The sequence below is a fragment of the uncultured Maricaulis sp. genome (assembly GCF_947259345.1).
Classification (GTDB): domain Bacteria; phylum Pseudomonadota; class Alphaproteobacteria; order Caulobacterales; family Maricaulaceae; genus Maricaulis.
Map to the genome: position 1 here is coordinate 1 of NZ_CAMYLS010000013.1, position 15,680 is coordinate 15,680.

The 15,680-nt window shown below is 62.3% G+C and carries 12 protein-coding genes; 5 read left to right on the plus strand and 7 right to left on the minus strand.

Annotation, left to right across the window (positions count from 1 at the left end):
• Positions 1-394: 394 nt before the first annotated feature.
• From Q0X62_RS06370 to Q0X62_RS06380, 3 genes are all read right to left on the minus strand, one after another.
• Entirely contained in the window at positions 395-1,351 is a 957-nt protein-coding gene (locus tag Q0X62_RS06370; RefSeq protein WP_297732881.1) for a sterol desaturase family protein, read from the minus strand.
• 2 nt (positions 1,352-1,353) lie between these two features.
• Positions 1,354-1,782: a hypothetical protein gene (locus Q0X62_RS06375; RefSeq protein ID WP_297732884.1), complete on the minus strand. Its 429-nt coding sequence runs from the start codon at positions 1,780-1,782 to the stop codon at positions 1,354-1,356.
• A gap of 80 nt (positions 1,783-1,862) precedes the next feature.
• Positions 1,863-4,583: a TonB-dependent receptor gene (locus Q0X62_RS06380; RefSeq protein ID WP_297732886.1), complete on the minus strand. Its 2,721-nt coding sequence runs from the start codon at positions 4,581-4,583 to the stop codon at positions 1,863-1,865.
• Between the two features lie 247 nt (positions 4,584-4,830).
• Between Q0X62_RS06380 and Q0X62_RS06385 the strand changes: the two genes are divergently transcribed.
• Genes Q0X62_RS06385 through Q0X62_RS06400 form a run of 4 tightly spaced genes read left to right on the plus strand, consistent with a single transcriptional unit; the run spans position 4,831 to position 9,873 of the window.
• Entirely contained in the window at positions 4,831-6,084 is a 1,254-nt protein-coding gene (locus Q0X62_RS06385; protein WP_297732889.1) for a serine hydrolase, read from the plus strand.
• A complete protein-coding gene (locus Q0X62_RS06390; RefSeq protein ID WP_297732892.1) occupies positions 6,071-7,675 on the plus strand; it encodes a GMC family oxidoreductase N-terminal domain-containing protein in 1,605 nt (534 codons plus the stop codon). The genes Q0X62_RS06385 and Q0X62_RS06390 overlap by 14 nt, the downstream gene beginning before the upstream one ends.
• 10 nt (positions 7,676-7,685) lie before the next feature.
• On the plus strand, positions 7,686-9,107 hold the full coding sequence (locus tag Q0X62_RS06395; RefSeq protein WP_297732895.1) for a coniferyl aldehyde dehydrogenase: 1,422 nt from the start codon (positions 7,686-7,688) through the stop codon (positions 9,105-9,107).
• A gap of 7 nt (positions 9,108-9,114) precedes the next feature.
• Positions 9,115-9,873, plus strand: a complete 759-nt coding sequence (locus Q0X62_RS06400; RefSeq protein WP_297732898.1) for an SDR family oxidoreductase — start codon at positions 9,115-9,117, stop codon at positions 9,871-9,873.
• Positions 9,874-9,902: 29 nt separating this feature from the next.
• On the opposite strand, the gene Q0X62_RS06405 is transcribed toward Q0X62_RS06400, so the two are convergent.
• The 3 genes from Q0X62_RS06405 to Q0X62_RS06415 all read right to left on the minus strand — a co-directional run bounded on the left by Q0X62_RS06405 (position 9,903) and on the right by Q0X62_RS06415 (position 13,248).
• Complete coding sequence (locus Q0X62_RS06405) at positions 9,903-10,283, minus strand: hypothetical protein (RefSeq protein ID WP_297732901.1); 381 nt, start codon at positions 10,281-10,283, stop codon at positions 9,903-9,905.
• A gap of 37 nt (positions 10,284-10,320) precedes the next feature.
• On the minus strand, positions 10,321-11,397 hold the full coding sequence (locus tag Q0X62_RS06410; RefSeq protein WP_297732904.1) for a CNNM domain-containing protein: 1,077 nt from the start codon (positions 11,395-11,397) through the stop codon (positions 10,321-10,323).
• Between the two features lie 120 nt (positions 11,398-11,517).
• Entirely contained in the window at positions 11,518-13,248 is a 1,731-nt protein-coding gene (locus Q0X62_RS06415) for a serine hydrolase (protein WP_297732908.1), read from the minus strand.
• A 242-nt stretch (positions 13,249-13,490) separates the two neighbouring features.
• On the opposite strand from Q0X62_RS06415, the gene Q0X62_RS06420 reads away from it, so the two are divergent.
• Complete coding sequence (locus tag Q0X62_RS06420) at positions 13,491-13,838, plus strand: DUF6481 family protein (protein WP_297732911.1); 348 nt, start codon at positions 13,491-13,493, stop codon at positions 13,836-13,838.
• Between the two features lie 60 nt (positions 13,839-13,898).
• On the opposite strand, the gene Q0X62_RS06425 is transcribed toward Q0X62_RS06420, so the two are convergent.
• The gene (locus tag Q0X62_RS06425) at positions 13,899-15,671 is read right to left on the minus strand and encodes an amidohydrolase family protein (RefSeq protein WP_297732914.1); all 1,773 of its coding nucleotides are present in this window, start codon (positions 15,669-15,671) and stop codon (positions 13,899-13,901) included.
• Positions 15,672-15,680 lie beyond the last annotated feature (9 nt).

Genomic DNA, 15,680 nt, shown 5'->3' on the forward strand with positions numbered 1-15,680 from the left:
CCCGCTTGCGGAGTTTTCCCGGGCTGTCTCCACCCCGATTCCAATGCGCCAGGTAGATGGGGTCGGTCGTTTAGTGCCCCGCGACCCGGTCGCACGCCCTGCCGGAGCATCGGGATGTCATCCCCGACACGCGGACAGGCTCCGCTCGTTTCCGGGCACAAGTGACAGGGCCCGTGCCTCCCATCCCGAAAACCGAGGGCATTATCGCTTGGGATGGAGGGGCGGGGATAAGTTTTGTGAAAATTTCCGCCCCACCCACCGTCATCCCGGCGAAGGCCGGGACCCAGTCTTCGACGCAAGCTATTGCCAAGATTGGCGAAATCGGGCCTGCGAAACTGGGTCCTGACTTGCGTCAGGATGACGTTTGTGGAGCACGCAACAGGGATAAGTTGCCCTATTCCGCCGCCTCGGGCGCCGTCGGGGCCTTGCCACTCTCCACTTCACCCACCCCCTGCCGCGCTTTCCAGCGGGCGAGGATCTGGGATGAGGTCTCCCGCGAGCCATCCGGCGACCAGCCGGGCGGCGCGACCAGATACATCACGGCATGCTTTGCCGACTTCGCGCCCGCCATGTCCTTCACGATCGCCAGCCATTCATGCAGGCAGATCTTGAGCGGGTTGTAGGTGCCCAGATTCTTGACGATGCCATAGCGGCAGGGCTCATCCTCCAGCTCGGCCTGGAATGTCCCGAACATCTTGTCCCAGATGATGAAAATGCCCGCATAATTGCGGTCCAGATAGAGCGGATTGGTGGCATGATGGACCCGGTGATGCGAGGGCGTGTTGAACACCGCCTCGAACCAGGCCGGGCATTTCTTGATCGCCTCGGTATGAATCCAGAACTGGTAGATCAGGTTCAGCGCGCCAACAAAGGCGACCAGGGCCGGATGGAAGCCGACGAAGACCATGGCCGAGCCCAACCAAAGGAATTTCAGCGTGAAAGGGCTGATCCAGGGCTGCCGCAAGGCGGTGGTGAGATTGTAGTGTTGGGATGAGTGGTGAACCACATGATCGGCCCAGAACCAGCGTACGGTGTGGGCGAAGCGGTGCGACCAGTAATACAGGAAATCGTCGAGGAAGATGGCGATCACCCACACCCACCAGGCGAAGGAAATGTCCATCAGCCGGTGCTCATAGACGAAGACCGACCAACCGCCCAGGACTAGGCCGAAAATGATGCTGGACACATTATTGCCCAGCCCCATGACAAGGCTGGAGGCCGAATCGCGGGTCTCGAACCGGGTCTTCCCCGTCAGGCGCGCATGCACCATCTCGGCAAAGACGGAAATGGTGAAAAACGGAATCGCCAGAGTGATGGGATTCCAGGTCTCGACAAACGCCGGCACGTCCATGCTCAGGCCCTCCCCGGCTGTGCCAGTGCGCTGAGCTTGTCCTGCCAGGCACTGGCGATCTCGGCGGTTTCAAATTCCAGGTGCGCCGGCGCGAAGACGAAATCGTTCAACCGGACTCTCAGGCCCGTCTCGCCCTCGGCACTGACATCGCGGATCGTGCCCGGTGTCAGATAGCGGATCACGAAATCACTGCCGCGCGCCACGAGAAGGCCCAGGCAATCGCCATCGCGCGAGGCGACCAGGGCGCCCTGTCCGTCCTTGGCCAAAACCGCGTCAGCAGCTTCAAATCCAACCCGGTCCGCATCCAGCCGCGCGACGGCCTCATCGAGATCAGCGAGACGCGCCTGGGTACTGATACCGAGACGCGCATTGAAAAACACCATGGCGCTGACGCCGAGGATGGACCCGATCAAAAGCAGGGCAAGTCCCATGACAGGCTCCGTGTCACACGAAAACGGGCGGGACCCAAAGGATCCCGCCCGCCATCATACGCTTATTTGAACGCCGTTCACTAGCCGCGAACACGCAAGGTGACACCGTAGGTCTGCGGATCACCCGGATAGGCGTTATAGCTGGTGCCGAGATAACCGACCGACGGGAAGCCACCCTTGGTATACTGCTCGTCAAAGATGTTCCGGCCCCAGACCTGGAGCGCCCAGCCACCGTCTTCGGCACCAAGGGTGATCGAGGCATTATAGAGCTGGAAGCCATCCTGGTTCGCGAAGGGACGCGGATCCTGGCTAGTCGTGTGGGAGAAATCCGACACATGGTTCATCTCGCCGCGCCAGGACATTTCCATGCCCTCGCCAACCGGATGGGTATAGGTCGCGGTCAGCGCGCCGAGGAATTCCGAATTGCCGCGATCACGACCGGAGAGGTCATTGAACAGGGCTGTCACGCCAGCGCCATTGGTGCGCTCGGCACCCGGGACACACAGCGCGAAGTTCGGATCGGTCGCATCGAAGCTGTCCGGGCAAGGTGCGTAGAGATACTCGCCATACTTGCTGTCGAACAGATAGGTGAAACCACCGGTGATCAGGAGATTGTCCGACGGTGCCCACTGGCCTTCAAACTCGAGGCCGGAAACTTCGATGGAACCGGCATTCTCAAGCGCGAAGCCATTGCCGACGAAGTTATTGGTCTGGAAGTCGGTCACTTCCTGGTTGAAATACGCCATGGCATAGACAAAGCGGCCGCCATCAAGCGAGCCCTTGGCCCCGATCTCGAAGCTCTCGGCCGTTTCTTCCTCGAACTCGAAGACACCGGTGAAGGCGGCATTGGTCGAGACGTTGAAACCGCCCGGCTTGAAGCCCGTGGCATAGCTCGCATAGACGTTGAACGTATCCGACACGTCATAGGACAGGATGATATTGCCCGAGAAATTCGTGTCGTTCCGCGAGGTCGGGAAATTGCCCGCATTGACCGGCGGGAAATTCTGGAAGGCCGTGAAGCCCAGCAGCGGGTTCAGTGCCGGATTGGACGCCTGGGCCTCTGTCAGGGGCGAGGTCGGCGAGATACCGAGCGCCAGCAGCGTATTCAGCAGCGTTGGGTCACCACCGAGCGCCTCGGCCTGGGCCTGACCGAAGAGGATGGACGGCACCAGATAGGCACAGGCATCACCACCCACGACCGGGAAGAGACCCGGATCACACGTGCCCGGCGTCACCAGGCGCAGATCCTGGGCCAGATCCACGAAGGAGAAGGCTGACAGCGGACCCGGCTGGTTGATCGCCGTGGTCATGTCCTTGTCTTCATCGGAATAGCGACCACCCAGAGTCACCGTGAACTGGTCGGTAACGTGCCAGTCAAACTGACCGAAGGCCGACCAGGCATTGGTATTGTACTGGTAGCTCTCGGAGATCAGACCGTGCTGGGTCGAAACGAAACCTTCTGCCGGAGTCGTCGGCAGAGCACCATTACCCGACGCGAGTGGCACGAATGCCCCGACGCCTGCGGCCTGATTCATATTGAGGAAGACTTCAAGGAGCGACACGCCACCCGTACCGGCCGGCAGGCCGAAGGAAGCAACGAGATCAGCCACTGACGGGGCCGAAGCCGCATCGAAGAAGGCCCGCGCATCGGCACCATAAGGCGTCGAGTTCGCATAGTTCAGCTCGTTATTATAGTAGAAACCACCGACCATCCAGTCGACCATATTGTCGCCGGTCGAGGTCAGGCGGAATTCCTGGGTGAAGCTGTCATATTGGTTTTGGATCGAACGCAGGCTGATCAGATCGAGGTCCGAGAAGTCGGCGTCGAAAATCTGGTCCTCGTCATAATTCCGGAACGCCGTGATCGAGGTAAAGGTAAAGCCGTCGAAATCATGCTCGATTTCAGCGGAGATACCCTGCGTGACAAGCTCGGTATTGAGATCGCCATCGATCGCGATGCGATCGCCGCCATTCGGATCGGCCGGCACCGCGGTGCCGCCAAGGCCGACCAAGGCCGCGAGATCGATCGGATCATAGAAGGCAAACGGAGCCGCACAGCAATTCTCGTTGATGTCACCCCAGTCGGCGATGATGCGGACTTCGGTATTGTCGCTCGGATTGAAAAGCAGCTGACCCCGGAAGCTCATCCGGTCGCGGTTATTGGCCTCACGGCCATCCACGACTTCGATATAGCCGTCATTCTGGTGGACATTCCCGTCCAGGCGGAAGGCGATGTTATCGCCGAGAGGCCCGGTCACCGTGCCGCGTGCCTGACGCATGCCGAAATTGCCGACGGTCACTTCACCGGCATAATTGAAATCGAAGTCCGGCGCCTGGGTGATGACGCTGACAACACCGGCCGGGGTGTTGCGGCCGAAGATGGTGGACTGCGGGCCACGGATGACCTCGACGCGCTCAACCGACATCAAATCGTTGATCGCGGAGCCGGAGCGCGGGCGATAGACGCCATCGATGAAGACACCAACCGACGGCTCAAGGCCCGGGTTGAAGCTCGATGTGCCGATGCCGCGCAGGTTGAATTCGGTATTGGACGAGGTCGCGAACTCGGAAACGCGCAATGCCGGCACCAGCGTCTGAAGATCCGCAGCGTCGCGGATCTGCGACTGCTCGATCTGCGCGCCGGTAACGACGGCGACGGAAACCGGCGTGTCCTGAAGCGTCTGCTCGCGCTTCTGGGAGGTGACGGTAATCACGTCAACCTGAGCCATTGCACTACCTGCAAAAAGCCCGGTCAGAATCGCTGTCGTGCCCATCGCGACAGCTTTGGAAAACATTTTCATTGGAATTTCTCCCCTGTGGCGCGGTTTTATTAGCCAACCTTTCCGCGCATCTATCCAATATATGAACACCGCTCGACAGCGCTGTCAGCCGGTTTATCCCAAGACCGCAAAAATCATGCCCGGCCTGATGCACGGATACCTCACCCAGTGATTTGAATTTCCGGCGAAAATCTCACCCTTTTCTCCTGTCCCAACTCTGATACCTTATTCAGTGAACAGCGTTCAAATCGCTGTCATGGGGAGAAAAATGAAGAAACTTATCATCGGTTTAGTCGTGTTCTTGGCAGTGATTGCCGTGTCGGCTGCGGGCTGGTTCTACCGCCCCTGGTCGGACTATTCACCAGCGGAGATCCAGGCAGCGACACAGCCTGAACGCCTCGTGGAAACATTTTCGAACATGGGGGAGGTTTTCCCCTATCGCGCGATCAATCCATCCGAATCGGCCACCCATCTGGGGAGAAATCTTCAGCCGGTTTCGGTTGGCTACCGTTTCGGCGACACGGATCGCACGATCGATGACTGGATGGCCGACAGTGATACAACCGGCCTGATGGTGCTGCATGATGGCGAGGTCGTTTACGAGACCTACCGCCTCGGGGCCGATGCCGACACACGTCACACCTCCTGGTCGGTCGGCAAGAGTTTCGTCGCCACCCTGATCGCCATGGCCATGCAGGACGGACGCATCGCCAATCTCGACCAGAGCGCGGAAATGTTCGCGCCGCAATATGGCGGCAGCGATTATGGCGACACCACACTGCGCCACCTTCTCATGATGTCAGCCGGGATGGATTTCGAGGAAGATTACAATGCCCCGAATTCGGATATTCGCCGACTTTTCCTCGGCGCCAATATCTACGGCCAGAATATCGACCGCCTGGTCAGCGAAATCGAACGCAATCGCACTGCCGGTGAAGACCTTCACTATGTCAGCGCCAATACCCAGGTCCTCTCCGCTGTCGTGCGCGGCGTCTATAACGACACGCTTGCGGGCGTCGTCGAAGACCGCATCTGGACCCCGCTGGGCATGACCGGTGAGGCCTATTGGAATCAGAACATCCCGGGCCAGAACGGCATGGCTATCGGCTATTGCTGCCTCAATGCGACGCTTGAGGACTATGCCCGCTTCGGCCAGTTCTACCTGCAGGACGGGGTCTGGAATGGCGAGCGCCTGCTGCCGGAAGGCTGGGTCCGCCAGGCCACGCGCCCCAATGCGCCCTTCCAGGAAGCCGGGCCGGACTCGGTTTACGCCCATCGCGGCTATGGCCTGCACTTCTGGGTGCCGGACAACCATGACGGCGAATACTTCATGGCCGGCGTTTACGGCCAGTATGTCTGGGTCGATGAGCGCCGCAATATCGTGATTGCCCGCACCGCGGCTGACACGGAATGGGGCGGTCGCACCGAGGAATCCATCACCGCCATGCGCGCCCTCGCCGCCCATTACGGCGACCCGGTCAACAATGATGCCGAGATGGAGGCCGACGATGAGCAAAACTGATTTCGACTACATCGTCTGCGGCGCCGGTTCGGCCGGCTGCACGGTCGCGGAACGCCTGTCCCGGGATCCATCCGTCTCCGTGCTGGTCCTTGAAGCTGGTGGCAGTGACAATTCCCCGATCATCCGCACGCCGATGTTGCTGCAATATGCGGTCACCGGCGAGCAGTTCAATTGGGGCTATTGGACCGAGCCGCAAAAGCATCTCAATGACCGCACCCTGCTCTGGCCGCGCGGCAAGACGCTGGGCGGTTCCTCCTCTATCAATGCCATGCACTACATGCGCGGCGCGCCGGAAAACTACGATGAGTGGGAGCGCGACTACGGCGCCGAGGGCTGGGGCTGGAAGAATGCCCTGCCCGCCTTCAAGGACGTCCAGCACCAGACCCGTGGCGAAAGCGAATTGCATGGCACGGGTGGTCCGCTCTGGGTCCAGGATATCAAGCCGCTGAACCCGCTGACCGAGGACTTCCTGAAAGCCGCCGATCAGCTGCAATACAAGCGCAATGACGACTTCAACGGGCCGAGCCAGGAAGGCTTCGGGCCTTACCAGGTCACCCAGCGCGGCAATAAGCGCTGCTCGGCCGCCGATGCCTTTCTGCGACCCGCGCTGGAACGCGAGAATTGCTCGGTCCAGACCGGCGCCCTGGTGCATCGCGTGGTGATCGAGAATGGTCGCGCGACCGGCGTCGAGGTCGAGATTGAAGGCGAGATCCGCACGCTCAATGCCGGCAAGGAAGTTATCCTCTCCGGCGGCGCGATCAACTCACCGCAAACCCTGCTCCTGTCCGGCGTCGGCCCGGCTGACGAATTGCGCGCGGCCGGTGTCAGCGTCGAACATGACCTGCCCGGTGTCGGCAAGAACCTGCAGGACCATCTCGATGTCACGGCACAGGTCTGGACCCATTCGGCGACCTCGATCGGCAATTCGATCCGCTCCCTGCCTCATCACATGTATATGGTCGGACGCTGGGCGCTGCGCGGTGACGGCCCCTTCACGGTCAATCCAGTCCAGGGCGGCGCCTTTATCAAATCCGCCCATGCCGAAGACCTGCCCGACCTGCAGCTCGTCTTCATTCCGGCGATCTCCAATCCGCACGGGATGGAGAAGACACGCGGACATGGCATCACCCTGCATGTCTGCCAGCTTTATCCGAAAAGCCGCGGCGAGATCACGCTGAAGAGCACGGATCCCAATGAGCATCCCGCCATCCAGCCGAACTACCTGGCCGAGGAGTTCGATCTCGACGTGATGACGGACGGACTGGCCAAGGTTCGCGACATTCTCAATGCCCCGGCCTTCGACCATGATCGCAAGGAAGAACGCTATCCCGGCGCCCATGTCACGACGATGTCGGACCTGCGCGATGATGTCCGGGCACGGGCGGAGACGCTCTATCACCCGACCTCGACCTGTGCGATGGGATCAGGTGAGCTGGCCGTCACCGACAGCCGTTGCCGGGTCCGGGGCGTTGACGGCCTGCGCGTTGTAGACGCCTCGGTCATGCCGCGCCTGATCGGCGGAAACACAAATGCCCCGACCATCATGATTGCGACCCGGGCGGCCGCCATGATCGCTGAAGACAATTCCTGAGGAGGCTCCGATGAGTGAAGCTGAAGCCAAACAGATCGAACGCATGAAAGCCCTCCTGGCAGCCCAGAAGGCAGCGTTCCGTGCCGAGCGACATCGTCCACTGGACAAGCGCAAGGCGGATCTCGACCGGGTTGCAAACCTGTGCCGCACCCATGCCGACGCCATCGCCGACGCCATCAGCCGGGATTTCGGCAATCGCGCCAAACAGGAAAGCGTGATCGCCGAGATCGCCTTCGTCATCCAGGATGCGGGGCATGCCAAGAAGCATCTCGGCAAGTGGGCCAAGCCCCGCAAGGTCGGCGTGCCGATGACGCTGATGCCGGGCTCGGCCACGATCCGGCGCGAGCCCAAGGGCGTCGTCGGCATCGTCTCGCCCTGGAACTACCCTTTCCAGCTCGCCATGGCGCCACTGGTCGCGGCCCTGGCCGCCGGCTGCCGCGCCATGATCAAGCCGTCGGAATATACGCCGGCAATGGCCGAGCTGATGAAGACACTGCTCGCTGAAGCCTTCGAGGAGGATCATGTCACGGTAATCACCGGCGGGCCGGCGGTCGGCGAGGCTTTCACCAAGCTGAAATTCGACCATCTCTTCTATACCGGATCGACCCAGATTGGTCGTCTGGTCGCCATGGCGGCTGCCGAGAATCTGGTGCCGGTCACGCTGGAACTGGGCGGCAAATCGCCGGCCATCGTCACGCCCGGCTATCCGACCGTCTCGGCGGCGAAGTCGATCGGCTGGGGCAAGCTTTTCAATGCCGGTCAGACCTGTGTCGCGCCAGATTATGTTCTGACGCCGAAAGGGACCGAGCGTGATCTTGGCGAGGCGATCATCAAGGTCGCCAAACACCAGTTCAAGGAGGCCGCCAGCGATGACGCCTACACCGCCATCGTGTCCGACCGTCATTATGCGCGCCTCAACGAGATGATCGAAGAGGCCCGCGCTGGCGGCGCCGAGATTCTCCAACCGGAGCATGATGCAGAGGCGGCCAGGGCGGCCCGCAAAATCCCCGCAACCATCGTCCTCAATCCACCAGCTGATTGCCGCCTGATGACCGAGGAAATTTTCGGTCCCATCCTGCCGATCAACGGCTATACGGAGCTGGATGCGGCCACCGATTATGTCGCGGACCACGACCACCCGCTGGCGCTCTATGTCTACTCAACCGACAGAACCCAGGCCGACCGGATTCTCGACAACACGCTCTCCGGCGGTGTCGGGGTGAACAGCAACCTGCTCCACTTGTCGGTGCCGGACCTGCCATTCGGCGGCATCGGAGCATCGGGTCAGGGCGCCTATCATGGAGAGGCCGGCTTCCTGACCTTCAGCCATGAGCGCTCGGTCTTCCGGACCGGGAAATGGCATCCTTCCCGCCTGCTTGCCCCGCCCTATGGCAAGATGTACGAAACCGTCGCCAAGAAGCAGATGAAATAGGCTTTTCATGACGGGACAACTCGCGGGCAAGCGCGCCCTTATCACCGGCTCCAGCCATGGCGTTGGCCTCGCCGCCGCGCACATGTTTGCTGCCCAGGGCGCGGAAGTCGTGCTGCACGGCAATCAGAACATGGCCGATGCCGACAAGGCCGTCCAGGCCATCGGGCCGGCCGCTCTGGGCGCAATTCAGGCCGACCTGTCCCAGCCCGGTGCCGGGCGCGATCTCTATGATGCCGCCCTGCACATGGCCTCCGGCCGGCTCGACATCATCATCAATAATGCCGGCATCCACTGGGCCAGCCCTCTGGATTCGTCGGATGCTGACTGGGAACGCAATTGGGCGACCACACTCCAGGTCAATCTGATGGCGGTCGCTGATATCTGCCGCGCGGCCATTCCGGAGATGGTGGCGTCGGGCGGCGGTTCCATCGTCAATATCGCCAGCCGCGCCGGCTATCGCGGCGAGGACCGTGAGCACATGGCCTATGGCGCCTCCAAGGGCGCCCTGCTCTCCCTGACCAAGACCATTGCCCGGCAATGGGGCGGTGACGGCGTCTATGCCTATGCTCTCGCGCCCGGCTGGATCGATACCCGGATGGGCCCGCAGCACGAGGAAGACCGGGCCCGCGCCAAGGCGGAAATCCCGATCGGTGACCTCGCCCAGCCGGACGAGATCGCCGCCATGTGCGCCTTCCTCGCCTCCGGCGCCTGCCGCAGCGCCACGGGGAGCTGTATCGACATCAATGGCGCCAGCTACGTCCGGTAGACGCGTGCGCAGCCGACGAGGCCGGATTTCTAGTCCGTGTCCTTTTTCTCCATGCGCGCCGCGAGAAAATCGCCCGCGACAACAACCAGCACGAACACGATGCTGACGATCGAGCGCCCCTGGGTTTCGTCACCGATCCAGCCGAGCGATTCGGCTATGCGGCTGCCCAGCGCCGAGACCAGGAGGGCGCCCCCGCCCACCATGGATGCCCGCACGGCCGCACGCCCGCGGCCGGACCCGGCGCGGCGCCGAATGCGGCGCGTTGTCGTCAGGACAAAAGCTGCCAGGGGCAGGAAAACGATGGCCAAGAGCGCGACCGGCCAGCTCGCTGGATCTACGATGATCAATGCAATCGCAAGACCGAGAATCGCCAGGGCAACCCCGGCAACAAGGCCTGAAAAGAGATTCATGGTGTGCCCCCTGTTTGAGTATGCCCATTCGGTCGTGTCAGCGGGATGGATCGGCTAACGGCATGGAATCCGGGTCCAGCCCCATCGCCGTCATCCGGTCGCGCCAACGCTGGCGGGCGAGAATTTGCATGTCCTCGACTGTGTCGGCCTCGTCGGTGATCTCAAGGCCGAGCAGCGTCTCCACCACATCCTCCATCGTCACCAGTCCCCGCAGCGTGCCGAACTCATCCGCGACCATGGCAAGATGGCCCTTTGACCGGGTCAGACGATCGAAGGCCGCCGAGGCTGTCATGTCATCGCGCAAGGTCATCACCTCACGCTGGAACTCGCCAATGCTGCGATCGAACTCATCCCGCGCCTGGGCCAGCAAAAGGTCGGATTTGAGCACATAGCCGGTAACTTGATGCACGCTGTCGCCATGCACCGGCAGACGCGAGAACGGGGTTTGCGCCTGCTGGTCGAAGAAGGTCCGCACGCTTTCGTCCGCATCCACGGAGACCATCACCGAAGCCGGCGTCATGATGTCTTCCACCTTGAGCCGGTGCAGGCGCATCAGGTTGGAGACAACGGCAAGCTCCTTGTCGTCGAGCACCCCCTCGCGCGCACCGATCTCCGCCATGGCACGCATTTCGTCACGTGAGAAGGTAAAGGCGCTCTCTCCGGACCGGGCGATCGCGCCGGTCAGTTTTTCGGACAGCCAGACGAAGGGCGCCATCAGACGCGTCAGCCACATCACCATCGCGCCTATCGACGGCGCAAGGGCCTGCCAGTGAACCGCGCCCAGCGTCTTTGGAATGATCTCGGAGAGGATCAGAATCAGGAGCGTTAGTACCGCCGAAGTCAGGCCGACATAGGCATTCCCGAAAACCAGGGACGCCTGGGCACCGACGCCGGCCGCGCCGACCGTGTGGGCGACGGTGTTGAGGGTAAGAATGGCCGCCAGCGGTCGGTCGAGATTTTTCTGAAGCGCACCCAATACCTTGCCGGCGGGGTGTTTCTTGCGCCGCAATGCCTCGACATGGGCTGGCCGCACAGACAAGAGCACGGCTTCAGAGATGGAGCAGACGAAGGATACGACAAGCGCCAGCGCCAGATAGGCGAAGAGAAGGATCATGAACGGTCTCGGCGAGATGGCTTCAGCATGGACATGATACGGGTCTAGCCTGTTTCGTCATCCATGCCGAGCGGGCGCATGCGCGCCCGCCTGCCATCTCGCATTGCCCCGTCCGGCAACCTACTCCAGCGGCAACGCCCGCACGCGCACTGCGAGACCGGCATGACCGTTCTCATCAAGTCGGGCCGCAAGCTTGTCGAGGATGGGGCCGGTGGGGAGATCATGGATGGACACATCACCCTCCATGAAGGCACTGGTGCTGGCCCTGGCCTCGACCGCCCAGTGCTCGGCCCCATCCGCATTGATGAGGGCGACGGCATCAATCTGGGGCCAGCCGGGCGTCTGAGCGGTGTCCAGCATCAGCCGCACGCGAGCCGGTGACGTTTCATCCGGAAGAGCGAAGCGCAAAACGGGCGCACCGTCTTGCGAGACACGGCGCACCGCTGACGCGGCCAGCAGAACAGTCCCGGATTCGTCCAGACGCACACGAGTCAAGGCATCCGGGATCTGGGTGAAATACACGTCGAGGAAACGCGCGCCGGAGACCGGAGCAAAGCCCAGTTCCAACCATTCCTCGCCCGCATCGGCGGTCGCTGGCGCCCACGCGTAGGCCGTCTCCCCTACCCCGCCATCAGGCTCACCCAGGGCCTGGAAAGCCGCCGCGCTTGCCACCGGCACGTCCGAGAAATCGAAGCTGTCTCGCAGCGCGAGGGCAGCCTCCGGACCATCCGACTGCAGGGTCGACAGAAAGTCGGCCATGGGTGTTGCCGGAACGCTTGCAGCCTGTGGGCTGTCGAGGAGTTCATGAAAGAGGATACCCCGCAGCAAGGCGACGGACCCGACGCGCCCCGGCCGCGTATTGTTCTGCAATGCGGTCGCGACCAAATCCGGTGCCATATTGTCGATGAGGAGCATGGAGAGATAGCCGTCCGACGCGCCTGTCGCGACCCAGACAGTGTCTGTCTCGCCGAGCGGCACCCGCATCCAGCCCATGGCATTATCACCGTCACTGCCCTCCGCCTCGATCGGCGCCAGCATGAGATCGACGCTGTCCGGCGAGATCAGCTGACCGGCTTCCAGGGCTCGTCCAAAACGGGCCAGATCGCCCGATGTCGAGAAGACGCCGCTAGCGCCCATCAAGCCACCGCGGAAACGCTCAACCGACACCGGCACGCGCGTTACAATGTCGGGCATATCGACACCGATGGCCATGTGCGACCGGTCTTCCGGCGCACCGACCGTCGTCCGGGTCATGCCCGCCGGATCCAGCACATCTCGCTGCAGGAGGGCGGCATAGGTCTCGCCCGTTGCGCGCTCCAGCGCGATGGCGAGCAACATGTACCCACTATTGGAGTAGTTATAGCGCACGCCGGGCCGTGACTGCAGGCCTACCGCGTTGAGAGCCTCATACATCGCGCCAGCCCCCGACTGCCCTGGCAGCAGCGCTTCGGTGTGATCGCGCACCACGCCGGATGTGTGACGCAGCAAGTGACCGACCCGGACCTCACCATAGATGGACCCATCCAGCTCGGGCAGCCAGTCCGTGATGGCGTCCTCAAGGTTCAACTCGCCGCGCTCGGCCGCGCGCAGTACAAGGGTCGCGGTCAGCGCTTTCACGATGGAGGCGATGTGGAAGCGGGTCTCGGTCGTATTCGCGCGACCGGTCTCCGCGTCGGCCACGCCAAAGGCCCGATCCAGCGTGACCCCGTCGGCGGTCCCGATGCGCACCGCTCCTTCGAACTGGCCGCTTGCGACCATCGCCTCGACAAAATCCTCGAAATCCGGCTGTGGCACCGACGCAGCCGGCTGCAGTGCGGCCAATCCCAGTGCCGCAAGAAAAATCATACTCATGGTCTCACAATCCCCTGATCCAGACCCGCGTCGTGTGCCGCGCAAGTCATCTCACACTGCCCGGATGCTTGATGCAGCAGCGCTCGTATTTGGATGCAAGCGTGGATCAAAAACCCGCGCCAGCATCGAATATGAGGCCGTTCGGGGTTGTGTGCGCCGTTCGGCAAGGGCAGTAAGGGGCCGAGCGTCATTGCTGGCAGCCTGCCGAGCTGGCGTTTCACAGTCTCAAGGACGACAATCGTTTGAAAAACTACGCAAACCCGAGCTTCGCCGACCGCAACAAGAACGCCGCTGAAGCCAAGAAAAAGCTTCTGGAAAAATTCAAGGCCAAACCGGCCGCCGACGATCCGCAGCGCGCTGCCAAGCGCGCAGAGCGCGTCGCCGCCGCTGAAGCGCGCGAAGCGCGGCGCGTCGAACGTGAGCGCCTGAAGGCCGAAACCCAGGCCCGCAAGCTCGCCGAACAGGCTGAAGCCGAAGCCGCTGCCCTCGCCGCCGAAAAAGCTGCTGCCGACGCTCTTGTTGCCGAAGCCGCTGCCAAAAAAGCCGAACGCGACCAGCGCTACGCCGCCCGCAAGGCCCGCGCGCGCTAGACGACCAAGCTGAGCGCAAAGCGGCAGCGGGACATGGACCTTGCGTCCGTGCCCGCGCGCTTACTCTGCCGCCAGCGCCTGTTGGCCGGCACGATAGATCGTGCCCGGCATGGCGCCTGTCAGCTCGCCCTCTTCCATCACCACCTCGCCTGCGACGATGGTCGCGGTGTAGCCGGTGGCGCCCTGGAGCAGGCGTTGGCCGCCGGCGGGCAAGTCGCGCTCCATATGCGGCGGTTCCATCTGAAGGCGGTCGAGATCGATGATATTGATATCGGCCTTGAGGCCGGCGCGCAGATAACCGCGGTCGGTCATGCCCATATAGTCAGCCTGGGCGCCGGTCAGCATGCGCACTACGTGCGGCAGGTCGAGCTTGCGGCCGCGGGTGCGGTCGCGGGTCCAGTGGGTGAGCATGAAGGTCGGCATCGAGGCATCGCAGACCGTTCCGACATGAGCACCGCCATCGGACAGGCCATACAGCGCCTGGGGATGCTCCATCATCTTGAGCACATTGTCGTAATTGAGCTCGGTATAGTTATAGAGCGGCAGATAGATCAGCTCATGGCCATCGCGTTCCAGCAGGGTGTCATAGATCATCTCCATCAGTGACACGCCCTTGGCGCGGGCCCGCGCCGCCAGCGAGTTCTCGCCGGATTGCTCATAGTCCGGTGGATTGCCAAGCTGGAAGAATTTCTCGGCGACCAACTCGATATGCTCCATCAGGAGATCGGCGAGCGGCGGGACTGACGAGCCCGGGCCGGACAGTTTGTCAGTCGTCTCGGACAGGATCTGCGCCTTGAATGCCGGCTCTTTCATGCGCGCGACGCGCTCGGCCAGCGGCAGATCGGCTATGGTCTTGTAGGTCGGATAGCCCATGAAGGGATGGAAGGTGCAATTAAAGCCGAGGAAGACGCCAATCGCGCGCGGGGCGACCTGCATGCGGGCATCCACGCCCTCGTCTTTGAGTTTCTCCGTGCGCTCGATCAGTTTCAGCCACTGATCCGGCGCGAAATCGCGCTGCATCAGGGAGAAGGAGAAAGGCCGGCCGGACGCCTTGGCGTAATCGGCGATGATTGCCCATTCCTCGTCGAAATCCTGCTCGCCGCGCTCCAGATTGAAGTCGGACACGGCCTGCACGACGCCATAATCGAGCCCGTCAAACGCCTTTGCGATCCCGGTCAATTCCTCGCGGGTAGATTCCGAAGACGGCGTCCACTCACCATCGGCGGTCTTGTGGACATCCGAACGCCCGGTCGCAAACCCGACCGCGCCGGCCTCTAGGGCCTCACGGGTCAGGCGGCGCATTTCAGCGATATCCGCATCATTGGCCGGCTCGGAATGGACGGCACGATCGCCCATCACATAAACGCGCAGCGGGTCATGCGGGACCATGGCGGCGATATCGATGGTACGCGGGATCTTCGCCAGCGCATCGAGATAGTCCGGAAAACTTTCCCAGTCCCAGGTCAGCCCCTCATGCAGGGCCGTGCCGGGGATGTCCTCGACGCCTTCCATCAGCTTGATCAGCTTGTCGTGATCGGCCTCGCGCACCGGCGCAAAGCCGACGCCGCAATTGCCCATCACCGCCGTGGTCACGCCATGATCGATCGAGGGGCGCAGCTCGCCGTCCCAGCTGGCCTGGCCGTCATAATGGGTGTGGATGTCGATAAAGCCCGGAGTCACCAGCTTGCCGCTCGCATCCAGCGTGCGCTCGGCCGCACCGAGATCCGGACCAATGGCGGCGATGCGGCCATCCTTGACGGCAATATCGGCGCGAACCGCCTGCCCGCCTGATCCGTCATGGATTTCGCCGCCGGTGATCTTGAGATCGTACATCGATGCCTC

Coding starts and splice junctions, on each gene's coding strand:
- Q0X62_RS06395 (WP_297732895.1), top strand. CDS start 7,686: ATGAGTGAAGCTGAAGCCAAACAGATCGAACGCATGAAAGCCCTCCTG.
- Q0X62_RS06400 (WP_297732898.1), top strand. CDS start 9,115: ATGACGGGACAACTCGCGGGCAAGCGCGCCCTTATCACCGGCTCCAGC.
- Q0X62_RS06370 (WP_297732881.1), bottom strand. CDS start 1,351: ATGGACGTGCCGGCGTTTGTCGAGACCTGGAATCCCATCACTCTGGCG.
- Q0X62_RS06385 (WP_297732889.1), top strand. CDS start 4,831: ATGAAGAAACTTATCATCGGTTTAGTCGTGTTCTTGGCAGTGATTGCC.
- Q0X62_RS06425 (WP_297732914.1), bottom strand. CDS start 15,671: ATGTACGATCTCAAGATCACCGGCGGCGAAATCCATGACGGATCAGGC.
- Q0X62_RS06410 (WP_297732904.1), bottom strand. CDS start 11,397: ATGATCCTTCTCTTCGCCTATCTGGCGCTGGCGCTTGTCGTATCCTTC.
- Q0X62_RS06390 (WP_297732892.1), top strand. CDS start 6,071: ATGAGCAAAACTGATTTCGACTACATCGTCTGCGGCGCCGGTTCGGCC.
- Q0X62_RS06405 (WP_297732901.1), bottom strand. CDS start 10,283: ATGAATCTCTTTTCAGGCCTTGTTGCCGGGGTTGCCCTGGCGATTCTC.
- Q0X62_RS06380 (WP_297732886.1), bottom strand. CDS start 4,583: ATGAAAATGTTTTCCAAAGCTGTCGCGATGGGCACGACAGCGATTCTG.
- Q0X62_RS06375 (WP_297732884.1), bottom strand. CDS start 1,782: ATGGGACTTGCCCTGCTTTTGATCGGGTCCATCCTCGGCGTCAGCGCC.
- Q0X62_RS06415 (WP_297732908.1), bottom strand. CDS start 13,248: ATGAGTATGATTTTTCTTGCGGCACTGGGATTGGCCGCACTGCAGCCG.